At 74.7% G+C, this 21,633-nt stretch carries 20 protein-coding genes; 5 read left to right on the top strand and 15 right to left on the bottom strand.

The window, feature by feature from the left end; genetic code table 11:
• Positions 1-28: 28 nt before the first annotated feature.
• The gene (locus HH311_RS25300) at positions 29-490 is read left to right on the top strand and encodes an SRPBCC family protein (RefSeq protein ID WP_169186480.1); all 462 of its coding nucleotides are present in this window, start codon (positions 29-31) and stop codon (positions 488-490) included.
• On the opposite strand, the gene HH311_RS25295 is transcribed toward HH311_RS25300, so the two are convergent.
• The 9 genes from HH311_RS25295 to HH311_RS25255 all read right to left on the bottom strand — a co-directional run bounded on the left by HH311_RS25295 (position 468) and on the right by HH311_RS25255 (position 9,481).
• Complete coding sequence (locus tag HH311_RS25295; RefSeq protein WP_169186479.1) at positions 468-827, bottom strand: VOC family protein; 360 nt, start codon at positions 825-827, stop codon at positions 468-470. The two genes, HH311_RS25300 and HH311_RS25295, sit on opposite strands and share 23 nt — an antisense overlap.
• Positions 828-1,023: 196 nt before the next feature.
• On the bottom strand, positions 1,024-1,746 hold the full coding sequence (locus tag HH311_RS25290) for a CDP-alcohol phosphatidyltransferase family protein (protein WP_169186478.1): 723 nt from the start codon (positions 1,744-1,746) through the stop codon (positions 1,024-1,026).
• A gap of 112 nt (positions 1,747-1,858) precedes the next feature.
• Positions 1,859-2,593, bottom strand: coding sequence for a GAF and ANTAR domain-containing protein (locus HH311_RS25285; RefSeq protein ID WP_169186477.1), 735 nt, complete (start codon positions 2,591-2,593; stop codon positions 1,859-1,861).
• 154 nt (positions 2,594-2,747) lie between these two features.
• Positions 2,748-4,358, bottom strand: coding sequence for a cation transporter (locus tag HH311_RS25280; protein WP_169186476.1), 1,611 nt, complete (start codon positions 4,356-4,358; stop codon positions 2,748-2,750).
• A gap of 45 nt (positions 4,359-4,403) precedes the next feature.
• Entirely contained in the window at positions 4,404-5,150 is a 747-nt protein-coding gene (locus HH311_RS32230) for a helix-turn-helix domain-containing protein (protein ID WP_312030392.1), read from the bottom strand.
• Between the two features lie 146 nt (positions 5,151-5,296).
• On the bottom strand, positions 5,297-6,058 hold the full coding sequence (locus HH311_RS25270) for a dihydrodipicolinate synthase family protein (protein ID WP_169186475.1): 762 nt from the start codon (positions 6,056-6,058) through the stop codon (positions 5,297-5,299).
• 44 nt (positions 6,059-6,102) lie between these two features.
• Entirely contained in the window at positions 6,103-7,410 is a 1,308-nt protein-coding gene (locus tag HH311_RS25265; protein WP_169186474.1) for an MFS transporter, read from the bottom strand.
• A complete protein-coding gene (locus HH311_RS25260; protein ID WP_169186473.1) occupies positions 7,407-8,174 on the bottom strand; it encodes a FadR/GntR family transcriptional regulator in 768 nt (255 codons plus the stop codon). Before HH311_RS25260 ends, HH311_RS25265 begins: the two co-directional genes overlap by 4 nt.
• Positions 8,171-9,481 (bottom strand): enolase C-terminal domain-like protein, encoded by a 1,311-nt coding sequence (locus HH311_RS25255; protein WP_169186472.1) that lies wholly within the window; start codon positions 9,479-9,481, stop codon positions 8,171-8,173. The genes HH311_RS25260 and HH311_RS25255 overlap by 4 nt, the downstream gene beginning before the upstream one ends.
• Before the next feature lie 305 nt (positions 9,482-9,786).
• Between HH311_RS25255 and HH311_RS25250 the strand changes: the two genes are divergently transcribed.
• Positions 9,787-10,707 carry a DUF2961 domain-containing protein gene (locus HH311_RS25250; RefSeq protein WP_169186471.1) on the top strand — a complete coding sequence of 307 codons (921 nt, stop codon included), beginning with the start codon at positions 9,787-9,789 and terminating at the stop codon, positions 10,705-10,707.
• 49 nt (positions 10,708-10,756) lie between these two features.
• Here the strand turns inward: HH311_RS25250 and HH311_RS25245 are convergent, their stop codons facing one another.
• From HH311_RS25245 to HH311_RS25220, 6 genes are all read right to left on the bottom strand, one after another.
• Positions 10,757-11,011, bottom strand: a complete 255-nt coding sequence (locus HH311_RS25245) for a DUF1059 domain-containing protein (protein WP_169186470.1) — start codon at positions 11,009-11,011, stop codon at positions 10,757-10,759.
• 90 nt (positions 11,012-11,101) lie between these two features.
• Positions 11,102-11,917, bottom strand: coding sequence for a sigma-70 family RNA polymerase sigma factor (locus tag HH311_RS25240; RefSeq protein WP_169186469.1), 816 nt, complete (start codon positions 11,915-11,917; stop codon positions 11,102-11,104).
• A gap of 404 nt (positions 11,918-12,321) precedes the next feature.
• Positions 12,322-13,593: a patatin-like phospholipase family protein gene (locus HH311_RS25235; RefSeq protein ID WP_169186468.1), complete on the bottom strand. Its 1,272-nt coding sequence runs from the start codon at positions 13,591-13,593 to the stop codon at positions 12,322-12,324.
• A gap of 107 nt (positions 13,594-13,700) precedes the next feature.
• Entirely contained in the window at positions 13,701-14,102 is a 402-nt protein-coding gene (gvpJ, locus tag HH311_RS25230; RefSeq protein WP_169186467.1) for a gas vesicle protein GvpJ, read from the bottom strand.
• Between the two features lie 67 nt (positions 14,103-14,169).
• Entirely contained in the window at positions 14,170-17,088 is a 2,919-nt protein-coding gene (locus HH311_RS25225) for a LuxR C-terminal-related transcriptional regulator (protein ID WP_312030391.1), read from the bottom strand.
• A 350-nt stretch (positions 17,089-17,438) separates the two neighbouring features.
• Positions 17,439-17,804 (bottom strand): cupin domain-containing protein, encoded by a 366-nt coding sequence (locus tag HH311_RS25220; protein WP_169186466.1) that lies wholly within the window; start codon positions 17,802-17,804, stop codon positions 17,439-17,441.
• 326 nt (positions 17,805-18,130) lie between these two features.
• Here HH311_RS25220 and HH311_RS25215 point away from each other — a divergent pair, with 326 nt between their 5' ends.
• The 3 genes from HH311_RS25215 to HH311_RS33575 are packed head-to-tail and all read left to right on the top strand — an operon-like array spanning position 18,131 to position 21,530.
• A complete protein-coding gene (locus HH311_RS25215) occupies positions 18,131-19,330 on the top strand; it encodes an epoxide hydrolase family protein (RefSeq protein WP_169186465.1) in 1,200 nt (399 codons plus the stop codon).
• Positions 19,331-19,365: 35 nt separating this feature from the next.
• Positions 19,366-20,556: an epoxide hydrolase family protein gene (locus tag HH311_RS25210; RefSeq protein ID WP_169186464.1), complete on the top strand. Its 1,191-nt coding sequence runs from the start codon at positions 19,366-19,368 to the stop codon at positions 20,554-20,556.
• Entirely contained in the window at positions 20,553-21,530 is a 978-nt protein-coding gene (locus tag HH311_RS33575) for a thioredoxin (protein WP_169186463.1), read from the top strand. Before HH311_RS25210 ends, HH311_RS33575 begins: the two co-directional genes overlap by 4 nt.
• The last annotated feature ends 103 nt before the right edge of the window (positions 21,531-21,633 follow it).

Here is a 21,633-nt window from a genome sequence, read left to right as displayed (position 1 = left end):
CCCGCGCCCGAGCCGCCATCATGATCGGGTGGACGAGTTCACCCATGCCGAGTCGATCCACGTCGACGCCGACCCGCGGGCGGTGTGGGACGTCGTCTCGGACGTCACCCGCACCGGCGAGTGGAGCCCGATCTGCGCGCGCTGCGAGTGGGACCCGGGCGACGGGCCGCACGTCGGCGCGCACTTCACCGGCTACAACGTCAAGCCCGACCGCGAGTGGGAGACGCGCAGCGAGGTGGTCGCCGCCGAGACCGGCCGGGTGTTCCGCTGGTCGGTCAACGGCGGCCGGGTGTTCTGGGGGTTCGAGATGGTTCCCGACGGCGAGGGCACGCGCCTGACCGAGACGTGGGAGTTCCCGCCGGAGGGCCGGGAGTTCTTCCGGCAGCGCTACGGCGAGGCCGCGGACACCGAGATCGCGATCCGGCAGGCCGATGCGCGCGCCGGGATCCCGGAGACGCTCGCGGCGGTCAAGCGTGTGGTGGAGGGCTGACGACGATCCCGCCGAACCCGACCTCGTTGCCGTCCGCGTCGCCGAAGACCGCCTTCTGCATGCCGCCCGGGTAGTCCTCGCGGCGGGCCGGCGTGAGGCCGCGACCGGCGATCCCGGCGAGCGTGCCCTCGAGGTCGTCGACGAGCACCATCAGCGCGCCGTGGCCCGCGTGGGCCGGGTTCTGCTGGACGTAGACCCAGCGGTCGTCGGCGAGCCGCCACACCGACTCGGTGTCGGAGGCGGCGAACGACGGCTCCGACCCGAACAGGCGGGAGTACCACCCGACGACGGCGTCGTGCTCGGAGACGAGCAGTCCGGCGAAGAGGGCGAGCGCCATGGTCGCCAGTGTCGCGCGGCGGGGGCTCGGACGGTCCCGCTGCCCGAGGGGGACCGGGCAGCGGGACCTCGCCGGCCCTCCTGGGGGGCAAGAGGCCCCGACGTGCCGTGATCGTCCCAGCTCCATCCGAGCACGAACAGACGGACACGCCCCGAATTGTGTCTCAGTTTCCGGCGCGTTTCCGACGCGGTCGCGTTCAGCCCTCGGCCGGCGTCGGGTCCGCGTCGCCGTCGTCGGCCCGGGCCACGTTGCGCGGCAGACCGTGCAGCAGTCGTCGGACGTTGACCACGAGCTGCAGGGTGGCGGCGAGCGCCAGCACGGCCCACGCGGTCGCGCCGCCGGTGACGACGAGCGGGGCCACCGACGGGACGGCGCCCGCCCCGAGCAGCGAGAGGCTGCCGAGCACCAACCGGGTGGGGCGCTCGGGGACGCTGACGAGGCCGACCTCCACCACACCCTCCGCGCCCGCGCTCGCGCGGACGGCCTCGTCGAACACGGTCAGGACCGCCGCGGCGGCGCACACCGGGCCGGGGGCGCCGAGGGCCCAGAGCCCGACGAGCATGGCGACGTCGCCGACACGGTCGACCAGCTGGTCGAGGATCCGGCCCCAGGCCGTCGCAGTGTCGGTCATCTCGGCGAGGGCGCCGTCGACGCCGTCGAGGACCGCGACGACGAGCACGAGGACCGCCGCGAGCAGCGGCCACCGGCCGCCGAGCGCGGCGACGGCCCCGACGGCGACCGCGAGCACCCCGCCGGTGTAGGTCACCGCGGTCGGCGGGACGCGCCGGCGCGCCAGCGGGCTCGCGCACCGGTGGGCCAGCCGCAACCACGCCAGCGTCGGCCGGGAGGACCGGACGTCGTAGCCACCGTGCGCCCGCGACCACCGCTCGATGTAGCTCTCGAGGTCCAGGACGTCCACCGCGCACCACCTCGCGAGCCTGTGGGCCCGCGCGGGAGTTCACCCCCCGACGTGGCCCCTCCCGGGGTCTACGGGCCGCGACTGTACCGGCCGGACACGCTCCGGGACCGGATCAGTCGGCGGTGCCCGGCCGGACGCGGGCTCCGCCGGTGTTCTCGGTGAGCCACTGCGCCACGGCGGTGAGCTTCATGTTGGTGTCCTGCGAGGACTTGACCAGCATCTGGAACGCGGTGTCGTCGTCGACGCCGAAACGCTCGGCGAGGATGCCCTTGGCCCGCCCGATCAGGTCGCGGCTGTCGACGGCCCGCTGCAGGTGCCGGGCCTGGCTCGCGCCGTAGAGCAGCAGCGCGGCCTGGACGCCGAAGAGCCCCGCGAGGGTCCGGGAGTGCTCGTCGAACGCGTGCGGCTCCCGGGCGTAGAGGTTCAGCGCGCCGCGCATGCCGCCCTCGGTGGTCAGCTGGGTCGACATCAGGCCGCGGAACCCCATCTCGACGGCGGCGGCCGAGAACTTCGGCCACCGGTGGGCGTCGTCGCCGCCGAGGTCCTGGGCCACCACGAGCCCGCTCTCGGGCGGGTCCTCGATGGCGCTGAGGCAGGGCCCCTCGCCGAGCTCGCTCTGGGTGTCGTCGAGCCGGCCGATCAGGTCGCTCGTGGGGTGGCGCGTCTCGACGTGGCCCTGCTCGATCATCGAGATGCTCCCCGCATCGACGGCGGGGATCGTCTCCACCGCCGAGGCCACGACCTGCCCGAGGACCTGCTCGAGGTCACGGATGCTGCGGTGGCCGGTGAGGTCGTTCACCGCCGTGCGCAGGGCGATGACGAGGCGCTCGTCGTTGCCGGTGTCCATGGCCGTTCCTCCTGGCTCTGCGAGGACCGTCGGGTGACCTCGGGTCGCGGCTCCTCGAACCACGGCCGTCGGCTCGACCGGGACACCCCGCTGCCCGGACCGGGCGGGGGTGGGGCGGCCCCGCGGGTGCCCCGGCGCCGCGGACGCCGAAACGTCACCCGCGCGGGAGGGCAGCCGTGCGGTGACCGCTGACCAGCGCGGCCAGACCGGCGACGTGCACCGGGAGCAGGGCCCGCGTCGTGGAGCCGGGTCCCGGGAGCAGCACGGCGCTGAGGAGACCGGTCGACGACCCCGCCAGGGCCAGGGCGACCCCGCGCCGGCTCGCGCGGCGGGCCGCGGGGAGGGCGCCCAGCAGCGCGATCGCCGGCTCCAGGCCGTCGCTGATCAGGTCGGCCGCCCAGCACACCGGGTTGTGCTCCCGCCAGATCGCCACGGCGACGTCGGCGGCCTCGAGCGCGGCGTCGTCGGCGGCCGCGAGCAGCAGCACGCCGTGCCCGTCGGCCTGCAACTGCCGCACCCGGGTGGCCAACGAGAGTTCGAGGCCCTCCGGGTCGGTCGTCGGGGCGACCACGCTGACCTCGGTGCCGGCGTGCTGGGCGGCCTCCATGACGGCCTCGAGGGCCTCGGCGCCGGCGGCGCGCCCCGGCGCCGCCTCGGGCAGGACCCGCAGGTCGAGGACGACGTGGGTGATGCGGTCCAGCCGCCGGTAGGCGCTGCCGTCGAGGGGCACCATGCCGCGGTCGGTCAGACCGCGGGCGAGCGTGGCGGCGAACGCCTCCCGCCCGAGCCGGGCCGCCCGGGGCATCCCGACCAGCGACACCTGCGCCCCGAGCCCCGGACGCCCCAGGAGCGTGGCCGCGGTCGATGCCAGCAGCGACCCCGCGGCGGCGAGCTCGGCGTAGGTCTCCACCGCCCCGGCGGGCAGCTCCTCGTCCCGCCCGGGCACCACCGGCGCTTCCGGCGGTGGCGGGAAGGCGCTGAGCTCGACGGTGGGCTCCCACGCGGCCCAGACCGCCCGCCGGGCCGACACCTCGGCGATGATCATCACGCGGTGCACCGCGTCGACGGCCAGGGTCCCGGGGTCCTGGGTGCCGGCCTGGACCACGGCGTCGGCGACGCCCAGGAGGAACTCGGTCCCGGGCGGCCCCAGCCAGCGCTCGAGCTGCCGTCGGAGCCGCGGCTGGGCCTGCAGCACCCCGACCACGGCCCGCACCCCGTTCGGCAGCGCCGGCGCCCGGGCCAGCCACATCGCGGTCGCGGCCCCCATCCCCAGCACGTCCCCGGCCAGCGCCACCGAGGACGCGACCAGCGGGGCCGGGTCGGCCGGATGGTTGGGGCGCGACCACGGGAACTCCTCGTCGTCGGTGGACACCGCCTGCTCGGAGGCCTCCACCACCGCGACCAACCGTTCGAGCGTCACCGCGTCGGGGTCGAACGCCACCAGCAGCTGCCCCGTCACCCCGTTGACGTCGGCCCAGCGCACCCCGCGCAGCCGCCCGACCGCGGTCTCGGCCGCGTGGGCCACGCGGCGGTGGGTGGTGCCGTGCCCGGTGAGGCCCCGGACCTCGATGTGGGCGTGGCCCGGCCGCGTCCAGACGTGCCGCCGGCGGCGCCCCGAGCCGACGTCGAGCAACCCGCCCACGGCCCTCGAGACCTGGTCGCGGAGCCCGGCCACGCCCGCCCCGGCCGCGGCGACCGTCGCCTCCACCGGATCGATCACCAGGGACGCCGCGCTCCGCATCGTGTCCAGGGCGAGGCTGCGCATCGCGGCATCACACCGTGTCGCGGGCGGTCGCGCACCCCGAGCGGATCACGGGGACCCGGCGCCACCGCCCGGCACCGGGCCCGACTCGCTGAGCGTGAGGGTGGCGCCGAGGACGCGCCCGTCGTCGTCCCGCCGCGTGGCGACGAGGACGTCGAAGACGCGGCCCCGCCCGGGGCAGGGCACGGCGGTGCGGGCGGGCGCGGGCAGCTCGCCGTGCACGGCGGCGCGGATCGAGGCCCCGACGGTCACGCTCGGCGGGTCGTGCGCGGCGGGGTCGCAGAGCGCGAGATAGGAGCGGCCGACCCCGGCCCGCGTCGGGTCGCCGCCGTTCGCCACGCAGAAGTCGTCCCAGGCCTGGTTCACCCACACCACCCGACCCGCCGTGTCCAGCAGGGCGACCTCGACGCGCCCGTCGCGCCCGGCCCGGGGCTCCCGCAGCGTCGTGCCCGGTCGCGCCCCGTAGCGGCGGCGGTACTGCTCGGCGAACCGGCCGAGGTGGTGGAACCGCCACCGGGTGGCGATGGCAGCCACGGAGTCGCCCCGCGCCCGGTCGGCGGCCACCAGGTCGCGGTGGGCGCTCTCCAACCGCACCCACCGCAGGTACTCGACGGGGGTCTGGTCGCGGTGGCGCCGGAACGCGACCTGCAGCGCCCGCGGGCCGACGCGCGACGCACCCGCGATCTCCGCGATGGTGATGTCGTCCTGCGCGTGGCGCTCGATGAACTCCATCGCGCGGCGCACGTGCGCGAGATCGCGCGCGCCGGACCCTTCCGGCGGTCGGACGCTCCCCACCGGGGGTCCGCCTCCACCCTCCACCATGTGATCCACCCTGATCGCGGCTCGAGCCGGCAACCACGGGGGCCGCTCTGGTCGGGCACCCACGACCGACGGCCCCGCATACCCACCGGCCGCGGGCCGCCACGCGTGGATCGGTGGTCTCACCCCATCCGCACGACGTCCGACGTGCCGAAGCGCTTCGCCACCAGCTGCTTCACCCCGCGCGGGAAGTCGTGCTCGCAGGCCAGGTGGGTCGGGGTGAACGCGCGCACGGCCTCGGCGTCGCCGGCGAACGCCGCCGCGCAGAGCTCCGGGGCGACGTTGGCCAGCGCGAGGATGCCGCCGGCGCACCCGAGCGCCCCGGCCTGGTGGATCAGGGCCGGGTTCCCGGTCCAGACGGGGCCGGAGTAGGACGCGACCGTGGCGAGCAGCCGCGTCGGGTCGCCCGAGGAGTCCTTGGTGCCCGCGACGGGCAGCGACCGCAGCAGGTCGACCGGGATCCCCGGCGGGGAGACCGCCGGGAAGTGGTACGAGAGCACCGGGGTCGGTCCCGCGGCGGCGGCGACGGCCTCGTAGTAGCCGGTCGGGTCGACGAGCCCGCGCGGGGTGCGGGCGATCACCGCGTCCACCCCGGTGTCGCGGGCGCGGGCGGTCAGCTGCGCCGCCTGGTGGGTCGAGGCCGCGCCGGTGCCGCCGACCACGACGGTGTCGCCCACCGCCGAGCGCACCGCGGTGAACAGCCGCAGGCGCTCGTCGTCGTCGAGCGCGTCGGCCTCGCCGGTGGTGCCCGCGACGACGAGCGCGTCGACGCCGAGCTCGACCAGCTGGACAGCCAGACCGGCGGTGGCGTCGGCATCGAGCTCGCCCCGGGCGTCGAACAGCGTCACCAGGGCGACGCCGATGCCGGTGAAGACGGGATCCATCGTCAGGACCTCCTCGCAGGGGGATCAGTGGGACTCGGGCCCGCTCACGCCGCACCGCCCGACGTCGTCGTCGCGCGCTCGGCGTCGACCGCCGCCCGGCCCGGGTTCGCCCGCCCCCGCACCGTGATCATGACGAGGCCGCCGAGCAGGAGCGCGATCGCCAGCACGACCGACGTGGACAGGAAGCTGCCGGAGACGTCCTGCAGGTAGCCGCCCAGGTAGGGCCCGACGAACCCGCCGAGGTTGCCCAGCGCGTTCACCAGACCCATGGCGCCGCCGGCCAGGGTGACCGGCACGGCGAGCGACGCGCTCGCCCAGAACGGTCCGTCGTAGGCCAGGGCGCCGGCCATCGCCACGCTGACCAGCGCGATCGAGAGCGCGGCCAGGTTGCCGAGGGCGACCGAGGCCACCAGGGTGACCGCCCCGATGGCGAGCGACACCAGCACGTGCAGGCCGTAGCGCCGGGTGCGGTCGGCGGCCCGCCCGTTGAGGTACATCGCGACCGCGGCGACGACGTACGGGATCGCCGTCAACCAGCCGACGAGCGTGGAGTTGCCGCCGGTGGTGGCCTTGAGCAGCGTCGGCAGCCACAGCGTCAGGCCGTAGAAGCCGACCTGGATGAGGAAGTACACACCGACGAGGCGCCAGACCACGCTGGACCGGAACACCTCGCCGTAGCCGGCGAAGGCCGGCGCGTCCCGCTCGTCGTCGGCGAGGGAGTCCTCGATCCAGTCCCGCTCGGCGGGCGACACCCACGACGCCTGCGACGGCCGGTCGGAGACCATGAACCACCACAGCGGCAGCGCGATGAGGAACGGCAGCGCGCCCTGGATGAAGAACAGCGCGCGCCAGTCGGAGAACGAGAGGATCCAGCCCGACAGCGGCGCCGTGATGATCGACGAGATCGGGATGTTCATCATCCACACCCCGAACGCGCGGGCCCGTTCGCGGCGCGGGAACCAGTGGCTGATCAGCACCAGGATCGCGGGCCAGATGCCGCCCTCGGCCACCCCGAGCAGCAGGCGGACCACCAGCAGCTGCCCGAAGGACTGCACCGCGCCGGAGAGCAGCGCGAAGACGCCCCAGGCGACGATCATGATGGCGACGAACTTCTTCGCGCTCCACCGCTCGGCCAGGTGCCCGCCGGGGATCTGCAGGACGAGGTAGCCCAGGAAGAACACGCCGCCGGCCAGGCCCTGCTGGGCCTTGTCGAGGTGCAGGTCCTGGCCCAGCCCGCCGAACGCGAAGCTGATGTTCGTCCGGTCCATGTACGAGATGACGTAGACGATCACGGCGACGGGGATGAGGCGGACCCATCGCGCCCGGCCGATCGGGGGTGCTGTGGCGGTCATCGTCGACCACTTCCTTCGTCGGTGCCGTCGGTGCCGTTGGTGTCGTGCGGTCCGTCGAGGTGGGCGCGCACCCACTCCTCGACCTCGGTGACGTGAGTGGTGGCGGCCGTCCAGGCGGCGAGCGAGTCGCGGGCGCGCAGGGCGCGCAGGATCGCCGTGTGCTGGTCGTGGGTCCACGACAGGACGTCCTGCTCGACGACCGCGCGCCAGATCCGCACGCGGGCGGTGCGCCCGGCGACGGCGCCGGTCAGGGAGGCGAGCGTGGCGTTGCCGGCCGCCGTCGCGATCGCCGCGTGGAAGTCGAGGTCCTCGGCGACGAGGCGCTCGGGCTCGGTGAGGTCGCGCATCCGCTCGAGGCGGGCCCGGAGGTCGACGAGGCCGGCGTCGTCGATGCGGGTCGCCGCCAGCGCGGTGACGCCCGGCTCGAGGATGCGGCGGCACTCGAAGAGCTCCGCGACGCCCTGCTCGCCGACGAGGTCGAGGAACGTCCCCGAGGCCCGCACGAGCCGGTCGGGGCGCAGGTCGGTGACGAACGTGCCGGTCCCGCGGCGCACCTCGAGGACCCCGGCGCCGGCCAGGGCGCGGACGGCCTCGCGCAGCGAGAGCCGGGAGACGGCGAGGTCCGCGGCCAGGTCCGCCTCGGGCGGCAGCCGCTCCCCCGCCGAGAACTCCCCGGTCTCGATCCGCGCGACGAGCGCCCCGATCACCCGGTCGACGACGCTGTCGGGCCGATCGGGGGGCGCCCCGGCCACGTCCGTGCTCATCGGCCCGGCTCCGCCCACACCGCGCCGTCCGGGAAGGCGTACGCCTCGCGCGTCGCCGCCCGGATCTCCGCGCTGTAGCCCGGGGCCGTCGGCGGCAGGTAGGACGTGCCGCGCATCCGGACCGGGTCGGCGAAGTGCTCGTGCAGGTGGTCGACGTACTCGATCATCCGGTCCACGCGGGTGCCGCTGACCGCCACGAAGTCGAACATCGACAGGTGCTGCACGAGCTCGCACAGCCCGACGCCGCCGGCGTGGGGGCAGACGGGCACGTCGTGGGCGGCGGCCAGCAGCAGCACGGCCACGGCCTCGTCGACCCCGCCGGGGCGGGCCGCGTCGAGCTGGCAGACGCCCATCGCGCCCGCGGCCAGGAACTGCTTGAACATCACCGCGTTGTGCGCGTGCTCGCCGGTGGCGACCCGGGTCGGCGCGATGGCCCGGGCGATCGCGGCGTGGGCGAGCACGTCGTCCGGACTCGTCGGCTCCTCGAACCACCAGATGTCGCAGGGCGCGAGGGCCTCCATCCACCGGATCGCGTCGGCGGCGCCCAGGGTCTGGTTGGCGTCGATCATGAGCCGCCGACCGGGCCCGAGGACGTCGCGGGCGAGGCCGCAGCGGCGCACGTCGGCGTCGAGGTCGGCCCCGACCTTCAGCTTGATCGACTCCCAGCCCGCGGCGACCGCCTCCCGGCAGCGTCGGACGAGCTTCTCGTCGTCGTAGCCGAGCCAGCCGGCGCTGGTGGTGTAGGCGGGGTAGCCCTCCTCGCGCAGCAGCGCCTCGCGCTCGGCGCGCCCCGGGACCTGCTTCTCGAGCAGCTCGAGGGCGGCCTCGGGGGTGAGGGTGTCGCGCAGGTAGCGCCAGTCGACGAGGTCGACCAGCTGGCGGGGCGTCATGTCGGCGAGCACCTTCCACACCGGCCTGCCGGTGGCCCGCCCGATGAGGTCCCAGGCCGCGTTGACGACCGCGGCCAGCCCGAGCTGGATGGTGCCCTTGGCCGGGCCGAGCCAGCGCAGCTGGCTGTCGCCCTGCAGGTGGCGGGAGAACGCGCCGGGGTCGGCGACCAGCTCGGCCACCGACCAGCCGCGGGCCCGGCGACCGATCGCGGCCGCCGCCTCGACGGCAAGCTCGTTGCCGCGCCCGATGGTGAAGGTGAACCCGTGCCCGGAGAGGCCGTCGGGGCCGTCGGTGTGCAGCACGACGTAGGCCGCCGAGTAGTCCGGCGCCTCGTTCATGGCGTCGGAGCCGTCGAGCTCCCGCGACGTCGGGAACCGGAGGTCGACGGTCTCCACGTCGACGATCACCGCGTCCATGGCGCTCCCGGAGCCTCGACATCTGATCTGTCGTCGATTCCTGTGCGGCTGTCGGGTGGATCACAGCCCATTTCCTACCGTGACAGAGACAGACATCAGATGTCTACCGGCGGCGGCCAGGGAGTCACCGTGGCCCGGCCGAACCGGTCCGTGGTGCGGCCGACCGGACGGCGAGGAGGCCGTCCAGGTGTTCCGTCGTGTCCGAGCGGGTGACGCCGCCCGGTGGTGGGTGACGGCGCGGAGGCACCTGGCCTTGGATCGGAGTCCCCCGTCGGTCCCCGGCCCACCTCCAGGAGGGCGCGTCGATGTCCTCGCCTCTCGCCTCGTTGAGCAGCGACAAACTACGTATGGTCAAGGTCGAGAACGTGACGGTCGCGACCAGGACCGAGCGGACGCTGGCCGATCTCACCGGCCCCGGCAGCGTGAAGTCACTGTGGATGGCCCTCGGTGGCGGCAACGGTCCTGCCCTCGACGCCCGCCTGCGCGTGTACTACGACGGCGCCGCGACCCCTGCGGTCGACATCGACATGGGCACGCTCCTCGCGACGCACTTCGGCGCGGGCTCAGTGGCCGGGTCGCACACGCTGGCCCACGTGCACGTCGAGATCAACAGCAACAACGTCAACACCGGATTCCTGGTGACGTTCCCGATGCCGTTCGGGGCGCGGATCCGGCTCGCGTACTACAACGCGAGCACCACCCAGCCGGCGACCATCTACTCGATGGTCGCGTACGCGTTGACCCCCACCGACCGGGCCAACGGGACCCGGCTGCGACAGCAGGGCGCCCGCTGGCTCGACCAGCGGGTGGCGCGGACCGCGTCCCAGACCACCACGCTCGCGACGATCACCGGTGGGCCGGGGTGGATCGTGTACCACTCGCAGGTGTGCGGGGTGGGTGCGACGAACCTGTCCTGGCTGGAGCGCAACGTGCAGATCGCCGTCGACGGCGAGGCCACCCCGTCGATCGTGTCCACCGGCACGGAGGACTGGTTCGACAGCGCCTGGTACTTCAACGGCTGGAAGGACTTCGAGGCCGGTGTGCACTCCTACATCGGCACCGACCAGCCGGCCGCCCCGAACCAGTACGTCGCGGGCATGGCCACCGACTTCATGTCGAAATGGGGCGGCGTCCCCTTCACCACCTCGGCGACCATGACCGCGCTGACCGAACCCGCCTGCACCACCGGCGACAGCCTCTGCTGGTGCATCCTCTACTACCAGTAGATGCGGTCGAGCGCGGTCGTCGAGGCGTCGCCGGCCGAGCCCGGCGCGCTCAGTGTCGGGGGTCCGGCTGGTCCTGGGGCAGGTCGGCGAAGGCCTGCTTGACGTCCCGGTACCAGTCCATCGACTTCTTCGGGTGCCGCCAGCGCCCCTTCATCGCCTCGCGCGCCTCCCGGTGGGTGCCGTCACCGGCCTTCTCGGCGTCCTTGAGGTGGCGGTCCTGGGCCTTGATGACGTCGTCGGCGGTCTCGCCCCGGTGCTCGAGCTCGCAGGGTCCCCCGAGCTGGCGGCAGGTCATGGTCTTCATCTCGTTCCCTCTCGTCCGTGGTGTGGTCGTTCACCCCTGTGACGTTCGCGGCGCCGCGGGTGTGACCGGCTCTCGGTAGGGCCCCGGCGCTCAACGCCGCGTCACTCGCGCCAGGACCTCCGGCTCGGCACGGAAGGTGATGCGCTCGACCAGGCCGTCGACGACGGTGAAGTCGAACAGCACCTTGGCCTCACCCCGGAGGAACCAGGCTGCCGCCGGCCGGTCGTCGACGGAGACCGCGAGCGCCGACTGCGCGCTGCCGTCGAAGAACGTCGCCACCGCGTGTGCTCCGTCGATCCGCGCCGGCGTGCCGGCCCGGATCGCGGCGTCGTCGGCCGTCACCGCGGCGTCCGGGGCCAGTAACCGCATCAACCGGTCGAACTCGCCGTGGCGGGCCGCGGCCATGAAGGCGTCGACGACCTCCCGGTCGGCCAGTTCGTCGTCCGGCGAGGGCTGACGCACCTTGGCCCGTGCCCGAGAGGCGAGCTTGCGGGCCGCCACCGGGGTGGTGTCCAGGACGCCGGCGATGGCCGGGAAGTCGAAGCCGAAGCTGTCGTGCAGCACGAACGCGACCCGCTCCTGGGGCGACAGCCGGTCCAGGACCACCTGGAGCGCGACGCCGACCGTGTCGGCGAGGGCGACCTCCTCGGCCACGTCGGGCGCGACGTCGGGCACCTCGATCTCGGCCGCCGGGACCGGGGTCCGGGACCGCAACCGGTCCAGGCACAGCCGGGTGGTCACCGTCGTCAGCCAGGCGGGAAGGCTCTCGGGGTCGGTGTCCGTCCCCGTGAGCCGCAGCCAGGCCTGCTGGACGACGTCCTCGGCCTCGGCGTGATCGGCCAGCACCCGGGTGGCCAGGCCCACCAGGCGCGGCCGTTCCGCCTCGAAGCTCTCCGTACGGTCCACCGCGTCCGCCCTCCGCTCGTCCCTGCCCTCTCCTCGATGTGACGAACGGGCCGCCCCGAGTGTGACCGTCGGCCACCGGAGGCCGGACCTCAGCGGCGAGCCCCGTCCCGTCCGGTCCGGGAGGTGGGCGTGGGCTGACGGATCGGCAGCTCGACGCGCACTCGCTGTGGAGGTCGTCGGCGCGCGCCGGCCCGGTGGCCGACCGCGTACATCAGGGCTCCCACCGTGACGTGTGAGAGCGTGCTGGCTACGACCAGTAAGAGTGTGCTCACCGCGTGTCCCCGAGTCGACGGTGCGTCCACCCTGGCCTCGCTCGCCCGGGCCTCCACCGTTACCGCTCGTCACGAAGTGGGGCTGGTAGGTGGGCGTCGTGCGTCCATCCAGGGCAGGGAGCGTCGAGACGTTCAGGAGGCGGGACCGAGGGCCAGGGTCCGGATCCGGCCCGCGTCGACGGTCGCGGTGGCCGTGCCCTCGGCGGTCGTCCGGTCGGGCCGGACGAGGCGGACCCGCCAGGTGATCTCGGCCCCGGCGACCTGCTTGCGGGTGAGGTCGACGGCGACGTCGCGCGCCAGCAGCTCGGCGACCGCGGTCACCGGATCCCCGGACAACGGGGCGAACGGTGCCTCCGCCGTGACGCGCGCGCCGCGGAGCAGGCCCGCCACGGTCGACGCGTCACGGTCGAGCCAGGCCCGTTCGAGGGCGAGGCCGACGAGGAAGCGGTCGGCCTGCTCGGCCCCCTCGCGCTGCAGCCGGGCGAGGAACGCCGGGTCGCGGTTGAGCTTGGACGCCGCCCCGAGCAGGTCGGACCAGGGCGCACGCGGCATCTCCAGGACGCGGACCATGATCGGGCGATAACCGCTGGTCTCGGTGAGTGCCCCGGACTCGAGCAGCTGGTCGGTGCGCTCGATGCCGTGCAGCTCCTGGTTGAGGGAGAGGTTCCCGGCGAGCTCGTTGCGACGCTCGGCGATGTCCGAGGTGGTGCGCGGCTCCCGGTCGATGCGACTCGGGTTGATCTGCAGGACCCACAGCTCGTCGGGGTGGTCATCGGCGAGCTGGGAGACGGGCGGGTTCTGGGAGAACAGGCCGTCCCAATAGACACCTCCGTCGACCGGGATCGCGCGGAACAGCGTCGGGATCGCGGCCGAGGCGAGCACGGTGTCGGGAGTGATCCGGTCACGGCGGCTGTCGAAGGCCCGGAACTCGCCGGTGAGGACCTCGACGGCCCCCAGCACCAGGCGCGGGTACCGGCCCTCGCTGTCGACGGGCAGCGCGTCGAAGTCGACGTGGCGGCGCAGGAGGCGCCGGAACTCCTCCCGGCCGTCGAGCGCCGGCGGCACCAGGTAGGGATTCAGCGGCGGCACCAGCCCGAGGTTCTGCCCGACCCCGGCCCCGACCGTCACGAGGTTGACCAGACGCTGCAGCGGGCCCGTGGCCGCGTTGTCGGCCCAGAAGTCCGCCAACGCCGGCCCGATCTCGTCCGGTCGGCCGTGCACCAGGCACGACCAGGCGATCAGCGCGTTGACGGCGCCGCCGGAGGTGCCGCTGATCCCGACGACGTCTGCTGCCGCGACGGCGCCGGAACCGAAGAAGCGGCTGAGTGCGCCGGCGCTGAACGCGGTGTGGCTGCCTCCACCCTGGCAGGCGAGGGCGAGACGCCGCGGGCCGCCGTGGGTCACGTCGGCGCCAGGTCAGGGTCGGTGTTCCACATCGCCGACACCCTCGCAGGCCGCGGGAGGTGGGGGAATCCCGAGATCGGCGCGGCCGCGCCGCGACGGCCTCCGGCTCAGCGACGGCGCCTCCCCGGGGCACGCTGCTGGTCCTTGCCGCGGATCTCGTCCCACTTCTCCTTGCCGGCCTCGAGCACGCCGGTGGTCTTGCTCTTCGCGGCACGGTAGGTCGCTCCTTCGGCGGCCGCGCGCCCGCCGCCGCCGAGGAGGTCGGGAAGACCCTTCCCGCCCTTGGCGTGGAGGTCGAGACGGTTGGTGGCCTCGGCGAAGCGCAGGTAGGTGTCGACGCTGGCCACGACGACCCGGGCGTCGATGGTGAGGATCTCGATGCCGACCAGGGACACCTTGATGAACGCATCGATGACCAGGCCCTTGTCGAGGACGAGGTCGAGGACCTCGGCCAGGCCGCCCTGCGGCGAGTGCTGGACCCTGCCTGCGCCCGACCGAGCCACCGTCACCGCAGGCACCTCCCGACACCACGAGGGTCCGCTGCGGACAGCGGACCTCTCCAGCATCGCGGCCCGGTCAAGACCGCCGAGGGGCGAGCCCGAGCGTGCCCCGCGAGTACTCGGCTCGCCCCGGCGGACCAGCCGGTGCGCCGGACAGCCCGAGGCGTAGCTCCCGGCGGGATCCGACGCCCAGCTTCGTGAACACCTTCCGCAGGTGCCACTCGATGGTCCGGGCGCTGAGGAACAGTTGCGCCCCGATCTCGGCGTTGGTCTGTCCGTCGGCGGCGAGCCGGGCGATCGAGGCCTCCTGCGAGGTCAGCTCCGACGGCGTCTGGAGCGCCCGCCGACGCACGGACTCGCCCGTGGCGAGCAGCTCGCGACGGGCGCGCTCGGCGAACGCGGTCATGCCGATCGCCTGGAGCATCTCGTGCGCGGTCCGCAGGTGTCGGCGGGCATCGACCCGACGGGTCTCCCGCCGCAGCCACTCCCCGTAGAGCAGGTGGCTCCGGGCCAGGGCGGGATGCGCGCCCCCGGTGTCGAGGTGGTCGATCGCGTCGCGGTGGGCGGTCTCGGCCGCGGTTCCCTCGCTCACCAGGGCCCGCGAGCGCGCTTCGAGACCGAGGCCGAACTCCGCGGCCCCGGCGTGCACGGTCTCGCCCAGCCGGGCGAGCGCCTCGTCGGCCGCCTTGCGGTTCCCCGTCCGGGCGGCGGCTTCGACCAGCTCGGGAAGAGCCCACCGCGACACGGACACATGATCGTCCGCGACGGCATGCTCCGCGGCCGCGAAGGCGTCGGCGTACCGGCCGTGACCGTTGTGCAGGATCGCGGCGGCCCACTGCGCGCACGTCCCCGCGACCCCCTGCCCGCCGACGGCGGCGTCGGTGGCGGCGGCCGCGACCAGCGCGGTGACCTCCTCCTGGTCACCCCGCAGCGCGGCGAGGTACAGGGCCGCACAGGGCGCGATCCGGCTCCCGGTCACCCCGGTCACCGTGTCGATCTCCGCGACGAGGGCGGCGGCGGCCCCCAGGTCGCCGCGACCCGCCTCGTCGATGGCGAGCGCGGTGAGGTCGACGGGGAGCGCTCCGAGAGCGCCGGCCGCGCGGGCCGACCGGACCTGCCGGCTCGTCATGGTGCGTGCCGCGTCGACGTCCCACAGCGCGGTCGCCGCCACCCGTCCCCACCGCAGCCCCTCGTCCCGGTCGGGGTCGCCGTCGACGAGGACCGCGACGGCCGCGCGGAGGGCGGGCGCGGCGGCGGTCGGACCCTCGGTCGCGAGCTGCACGAGGCCGTCGAGGAGCACCTCGCTCCCACGGCGGGCGGACCCGCACCGTGGGAGCGACCTCGCGGCGAGGGCGATCTCGACCGGGTCGACGTCCGCCAGGTGTCCGGCCGCCGAGGCAGCGACCCACGCGTCGACGTAGGTCCGGCGGGCCAGCTCGAGGTCGACGGGCTCGAGCCTCCGGGCCGCCGCGAGCAACCGGGAGGGAGCCTCGTGGCCGAGGTGCGCGGCGAACTCGACCTGGCCCCGGAGCAGGTCCGCCCGGGCGCGGACCGACTCGTCGCACGCCACCACCTCGAGCGCGGTGAGCAGCTCGATAGCCGTCGCGAAGGCTCCGGCCCGCAGGTTCGTCCGGGCCGCCGTCAGGATCCGCTCCGCGTGGCGGGCGGGGTCCTCGGTGAGCGCGACCGAGCGCTCGAGGAAGGCCGCCGCCGCGGGCAGCCCGCCTCGGACCTGGGCGCGGCCGGAGGAGCGCTCCAGGTCCGCCGCGACGCCCTCGTCGGGTGCCACGACCGCGTGGGCGCGGTGCCAGGCGCGGCGATCCGCGTCCGCCACCGGATCGGTGACCTCCGCCAGCGCCGCGTGCGCCCGGGTGCGGTGGTGCACCGACGCCGAGCGGTAGGTCACCGACCGCGCCAGCGGGTGCCGGAACCGCAGCCGGATGCCGAAGTGCACGAGGCCGGACTCGGACGCCGCGCCGGCCGCCTGGTGCGGGATGCCCAGCCGCTCCGCCGCCCGGCGCACCAGCACCGGGTCGCCGGTCGGGTCGGTGGCCGCCAGCTCCACCAGCCGGTGCGCCGGGGACGGCAACGCCGCGAGACGACGACGGAGGCCGTCCTCGATCCGGGGCGCCGCCGGCATCGCGCCGGGCAGCCGGAAGCCCCCGGCCAGCTCGAGCGGGGACGGCAGCTCGAGCAGCGCGGCGGGGTTGCCGCTCGTCTCCGCCACGATCACGTCTCGCGCCCGCTCGTCGAGCGGGCCCGGGAACGCGGCGTCCAGCAGCGCGCGCGCCTCGCCCTCCGGTAGGCCGTCCACGCCGAGCTCCGGCACGCCGGCCAGGTGATCACCGCCGGCCCGGGTCGCCACCACCAGCCCCACGGCTTCGGATCCGAGACGACGGGCCACGAAGCCGAGCGTGCGCGCCGACTCGCGATCGAGCCACTGCTCGTCGTCGACCACGCACAGGAGCGGCTGCTCCGCGGCGGCCGCCGACAGGAGCCCCAGTACCGCGAGCCCCACCGCGAGGGGGTCGGGTGCCGGGCCGGCGCCGACACCGATCGCCGTCGAGAGCGCCTCCCGCTGGCGGCCCGGCAGCTCGGTGAGGTGTGCGGAGAACCGCGCGCACAACTGGTGCAGGCCCGCGAACGCGAGCTCCCTCTCCGCGAGCACGCCGGCGACCCGCGCCACGCGGACCCCGCGAGCGGCCTCGACGAGACGGTCGAGCAAGGCCGTCTTGCCCGCGCCCGGCTCGCCGCGGAGCACCAGCGTCCGGCTCTCCCCGCCGCGCACGGCGTCCGCCAGGCGCGCGAGCAGCTCGCACTCGACGCGTCGGTCGGTGAGTGCTGCCCCGCGACGGCGGCCCCGGGCGGACGGTGCCACGGCCCGGGCCCGGCCGGGCACGGCGGCCCACGACTCGCCGGGCGCCGGGGAGATCGCGCACGCCGATCCCGTCGCCGTCGGGTGTCCGGCGGACACGTCCTCGATGCGTGTGCTCACGTGGCCACCTCCGCCGGCCGCGATCACCGCCCGTGCAGGCCGGGCCACCGCTCCGCGCGAGGACCGCGTCATCCCGCCGGCGAACGCCGTCCCCTCGTGTGCCACCCGTCAGCACATCGACAACGTGTCATCGCGCGCACCGCAACCGGGCCTCGAAGAGTAGCCCGAGCGCGTGAATGCGACCACATCTCTCACTGTGCGTCACTTCGCTTGTCGGATCGCCCTGGTGCTCCGCCCCGTGACCGGGTGCCCGGCCAGGGGACGTTCCGGGTCGGACCAGGGCCCACACGGGCGCACGGGACGCACGTCCGGCCGGACCGCCGTCGAAGGCGGCGGCCTCGCACCGGTCGTCACTCGACGACGGTGAGCAGCGGCTTCCCCTTCTCGACCACGTAGGTGGCGAGCTCGGCGGCGTTCCGGCCACCGACGTTCCGCACGGAGTGGGCGGCGCCGGCCGGGACGGTCAGGACGTCTCCCGCGCGGTAGGTCCGGGGCGGCTGCCCGTCGATCTCGTAGCGGAGCTCCCCGTCGAGGACGTAGATGATCTCCTCGCCCGGGTGGGTGTGCCTGACGGCCGGGGCTTCCGGCCCGATGTCCACCCGCGACTGGACCATCTCACGTCCGTCGACGCTCAGGTCGCCGCGCTGGAGATCGGTGCGGGTCAGGCCCGGTGCCTGTTGGACGACCGCATGGCCGCGGCCGTCTGTGCTGCCCATGTCCTGCTCCGATCGGCTCGTTCCGGTCGCGTTGCTCAGCCCTCGGCCGTGCCCACGCTGGACAGCCCGTCGCCGGGTTCGCGCCCGTCGGTCTCCCTGGGCCCTCCCCCGGGATCCCGTGACGCGGGTGCTCGGGACCGGCCGTCGGCCCCCGCTCCGTGGGCGGCGCCGACGGCGGCGTACGCCTCGTCCTCCTCGAGGCTCTCGGTCGCGGCGAGGGTCCGGGCCGCCGACCAGGGCTGCGGCCAGGGGATCCCCCGGGCGCGCCCGCCCGGGCTCCCGCTCGACGGTGGACCGACACCGCGGGGCGAGTGAGGGGAGCCTGCATGTCGGCACCGACGGGAGCCACGACCACCGCCGACCCGCGCGAGCAGGTCCGACCCTTCCGGGTGGAGGTGCCCGCAGCGCAGCTGGCCGACCTCCGGCAGCGGGTCGCCGCCACGCGCTGGCCGAACCGGGAGCTCGTCGACGACCGCTCCCAGGGGGTGCAGCTCGCGATGCTGCAGGAGCTCGCGCGCTACTGGACCGACGAGTACGACTGGCGGCGCTGCGAGGCGAGGCTCAACGCGGTACCCCAGTTCACGACCGAGATCGACGGCGTGCACATCCACTTCCTCCACGTGAGGTCGCCCCACGCGGACGCGATGCCGCTCGTCATGACCCACGGCTGGCCCGGCTCGGTCATCGAGCTCCTCGAGGTCGTCGGCCCCCTCACCGACCCGACCGCCCACGGGGGGCACCCCACCGACGCGTTCCACCTCGTCCTGCCCTCGCTGCCCGGCTACGGGTACTCCGGCGTCCCGGCCGAACTGGGGTGGGGGCCCCAGCGGATCGCCCGCGCGTGGGCCGAGCTGATGCGCCGGCTCGGCTACCGCCGCTGGGTCGCGCAGGGCGGCGACGTCGGCGCCGCCGTCACCGACGCGCTGGGTCGCCAGGCGCCCCAGGGCCTCGCCGGCATCCACCTGAACCTGCTCGTGACGGCACTGGGAGGCGGCCCTGCCGAGCCGCGTTCCGACGAGGAGCGAGCGGCGGCCGAGGCGCTGCACACCTTCCGGACCACCGGCAACGGCTACTTCCTCGAGCAGGCCACCCGGCCCCAGACGATCGGCTACGCCCTGCTCGACTCCCCGGTCGCCCTGGCCGCCTGGATGCTCGACCACGACACCGACAGCTACCGGAAGATCTCCCGCGCCTTCCTCGAGCAGCGGCCGGCGGGCAACCTCACGCGCGACCACGTGCTCGACAACATCACCGTGTACTGGCTGACCGGCACCGGCGCCTCGGCCGCCCGGGCCTACTGGGAGAGGGCCCGCGCCGCCGCGTCGGCCCCGCCGCCGGTCACGGTCCCCGTCGGCTTCACGACCTTCCCCGGCGAGATCTTCCGCGCCCCCCACCGTTGGGTGGCGGAGTCCTACCCGACCCTCGCGACCTTCCACGAGGCCGCGGCGGGTGGCCACTTCGCGGCCTGGGAGGAGCCGCAGGTCTTCGCCGAGGAAGTCCGCGCCGCCTTCCGGGGCCTGCGCTGAGTGCCCGGCTCCCGAGCCCCGACCAGGAGGACCAGATGTCAGCCACCACCACGACCTCGCCGGACGTGCGCCCGTTCACGTTCGACGTGTCCGACGACCAGCTCGCCGACCTGCGCCGGCGCATCGAGGCCACCAGGTGGCCCGATCGGGAGACCGACCCGTCCCAGGGCGTGCGCCTCGACACCATCCGCGCCCTCGCCGACTACTGGGCCGGCGAGTACGACTGGCGCCGCTTCGAGCGACGGTTCGCGGCCCTCCCCCACGTCGTCACCACGATCGACGGGGTGGACATCCACGCCATCCACGTCCGCTCGCGGCACGAGGACGCGCTGCCGCTCATCGTCACCCACGGCTGGCCAGGGTCGACGGTCGAGCAACTGAAGATCCTCGAGCCGCTGACCGACCCCACCGCCCACGGCGCCCCCGCGTCGGACGCGTTCCACCTGGTCGTCCCGTCACTGCCCGGCTACGGGTTCTCGGGCAAGCCGACCGGGACCGGCTGGGACCCGCAGCGGATCGCGCGCGCCTGGGTCGAGCTGATGGACCGGCTCGGCTACCGGCGGTTCGTCGCCCAGGGCGGCGACTGGGGCAACGCCGTCACCGAGCAGATGGCTCTCCTGAAGCCGTCGGGGCTGCTCGGTATCCACACGAACATGCCCGCCACGGTCCCGCCCGAGGTCTCCCGGGCGATCTCGCGCGGCGACCCCGCGCCCCCGGGCCTCACCGCCGAGGAGCAGAGCGCGTTCGACGTGCTCGTCCACTTCTTCGCGACCGGCACCGGCTACGCCGGGGAGATGGGCAACCGCCCCCAGACGCTCTACGCCATCGCGGACTCCCCGGTGGGGCTCGCGGCCTGGATGCTGGACCACGACGTCGCGAGCTACGAGCTGATCGCCCGCGCATTCGCGGGGAACCCCGGGGGCCTCTCCCGCGACGACGTGCTCGACAACGTCACCCACTACTGGCTGACGAACACCGCCGTCTCCTCGGCCCGCCTGTACTGGGAGAGCACCCTCGCCTTCTTCGACACGAAGGGCGTGGAGATCCCGGTCGGGGTGACGGTCTTCCCGGACGAGCTCTACCGGGCGCCGCGGAGCTGGGCCGAGCGGGCCTACCCCCGGCTCATCCACTTCGCCGAGGTCGACGAGGGCGGGCACTTCGCGGCGTGGGAGCAGCCCGAGACCTTCTCCCGGGAGATCCGGGCGACCTTCCGGTCGTTGCGGTGACGACGACGGCCCGGCTGCCGGTCGAGGGTGACCTCCCCGGCCTGGGCGGGGCGACCAGCTGGCTCCACTCCGAGCCGCTCAGCCCGGCCGGACTCCGCGGCCGGGTGGTGGTGGCCCAGTTCTGCACGTTCTCCTGCGTCAACTGGCTGCGCACCGTGCCCTACGTGACGGCGTGGGCGGACCGGTACCGCGACGACGGGCTGGTCGTGGTCGGCATCCACTCCCCGGAGTTCCCGTTCGAGGAGGACGTCGGGCGGGTCCGGCAGGCGCTCGCCGGTCTCGGCATCACGTACCCGGTCGCGCTCGACAACGACTTCGCGGTCTGGGAGGCCTTCGGGAACCGGTACTGGCCGGCGCTGTACTTCGCGGACGCGGAAGGACGGCTCCGGCACCACCACTTCGGGGAGGAGGACTACGAGCGCTCCGAGACTGTCATCCGGGACCTGCTCGCCGAGGCGGGCAGCGTCGTCGGGGACCAGCGCGTCGCGGTCGCCCCCCGGGGCGTCTCGCTGCCGGCGGACCTGGACACCCTCGGGTCCCCCGAGACCTACGTCGGCTACGCCCGCGCCAGCGGCTTCGCCTCGCCCGGCGGGGTCCGACGCGACCACAGCCAGGTCTACGCCCAGCCCCGCCGGCTCGGCCTCGACCGATGGTCACTGTCCGGCGCGTGGACCGTCGGGCCCCGACACGCGACCCTCGACGAGCCCGGCGGGCGCCTCTCGCACCGCGGACACGCCCGCGACGTCAACCTGGTGATGGGGGCCCGGGACGGGCCGGTGCGCGTCACGGTCCGGCTCGACGGCGCACCACCCGGTCCGGCGCACGGGCTCGACGTCGACGACGGCGGACGCGGCACGGTGACCGACGCGCGCCTCTATCAGCTCATCCGGCAGCCCGGCCGCATCACCAGCAGGACGGTCGACATCACCTTCGACGACGCGGGCGCCGAGGCCTACGTCTTCACCTTCGGCTAGCCCACGCGCGACCACCCTCGCGCGATCCGGTGAGGAACCCGACGACCATCCCCACACGAGCGGAACATGCCATGACCACCACACCCGCGCCCGCGACGGGCCA

It is taken from the genome of Actinomycetospora sp. TBRC 11914, assembly GCF_012933465.1.
GTDB lineage: Bacteria > Actinomycetota > Actinomycetes > Mycobacteriales > Pseudonocardiaceae > Actinomycetospora.
The sequence above is the reverse complement of the archived record's forward strand: the minus strand, read 5'-3'. Positions and strand labels throughout refer to the sequence as shown.

What these genes read in the sequence shown, in the direction of transcription:
- HH311_RS25295 (WP_169186479.1), bottom strand. Translation starts at nt 827, where the DNA reads ATGGCGCTCGCCCTCTTCGCCGGACTGCTCGTCTCCGAGCACGACGCC.
- HH311_RS25285 (WP_169186477.1), bottom strand. Translation starts at nt 2,593, where the DNA reads ATGGACACCGGCAACGACGAGCGCCTCGTCATCGCCCTGCGCACGGCG.
- HH311_RS25280 (WP_169186476.1), bottom strand. Translation starts at nt 4,358, where the DNA reads ATGCGCAGCCTCGCCCTGGACACGATGCGGAGCGCGGCGTCCCTGGTG.
- HH311_RS25270 (WP_169186475.1), bottom strand. Translation starts at nt 6,058, where the DNA reads ATGGATCCCGTCTTCACCGGCATCGGCGTCGCCCTGGTGACGCTGTTC.
- HH311_RS25265 (WP_169186474.1), bottom strand. Translation starts at nt 7,410, where the DNA reads ATGACCGCCACAGCACCCCCGATCGGCCGGGCGCGATGGGTCCGCCTC.
- HH311_RS25260 (WP_169186473.1), bottom strand. Translation starts at nt 8,174, where the DNA reads ATGAGCACGGACGTGGCCGGGGCGCCCCCCGATCGGCCCGACAGCGTC.
- HH311_RS25255 (WP_169186472.1), bottom strand. Translation starts at nt 9,481, where the DNA reads ATGGACGCGGTGATCGTCGACGTGGAGACCGTCGACCTCCGGTTCCCG.
- HH311_RS25250 (WP_169186471.1), top strand. Translation starts at nt 9,787, where the DNA reads ATGTCCTCGCCTCTCGCCTCGTTGAGCAGCGACAAACTACGTATGGTC.
- HH311_RS25245 (WP_169186470.1), bottom strand. Translation starts at nt 11,011, where the DNA reads ATGAAGACCATGACCTGCCGCCAGCTCGGGGGACCCTGCGAGCTCGAG.
- HH311_RS25220 (WP_169186466.1), bottom strand. Translation starts at nt 17,804, where the DNA reads ATGGGCAGCACAGACGGCCGCGGCCATGCGGTCGTCCAACAGGCACCG.
- HH311_RS25215 (WP_169186465.1), top strand. Translation starts at nt 18,131, where the DNA reads ATGTCGGCACCGACGGGAGCCACGACCACCGCCGACCCGCGCGAGCAG.
- HH311_RS25210 (WP_169186464.1), top strand. Translation starts at nt 19,366, where the DNA reads ATGTCAGCCACCACCACGACCTCGCCGGACGTGCGCCCGTTCACGTTC.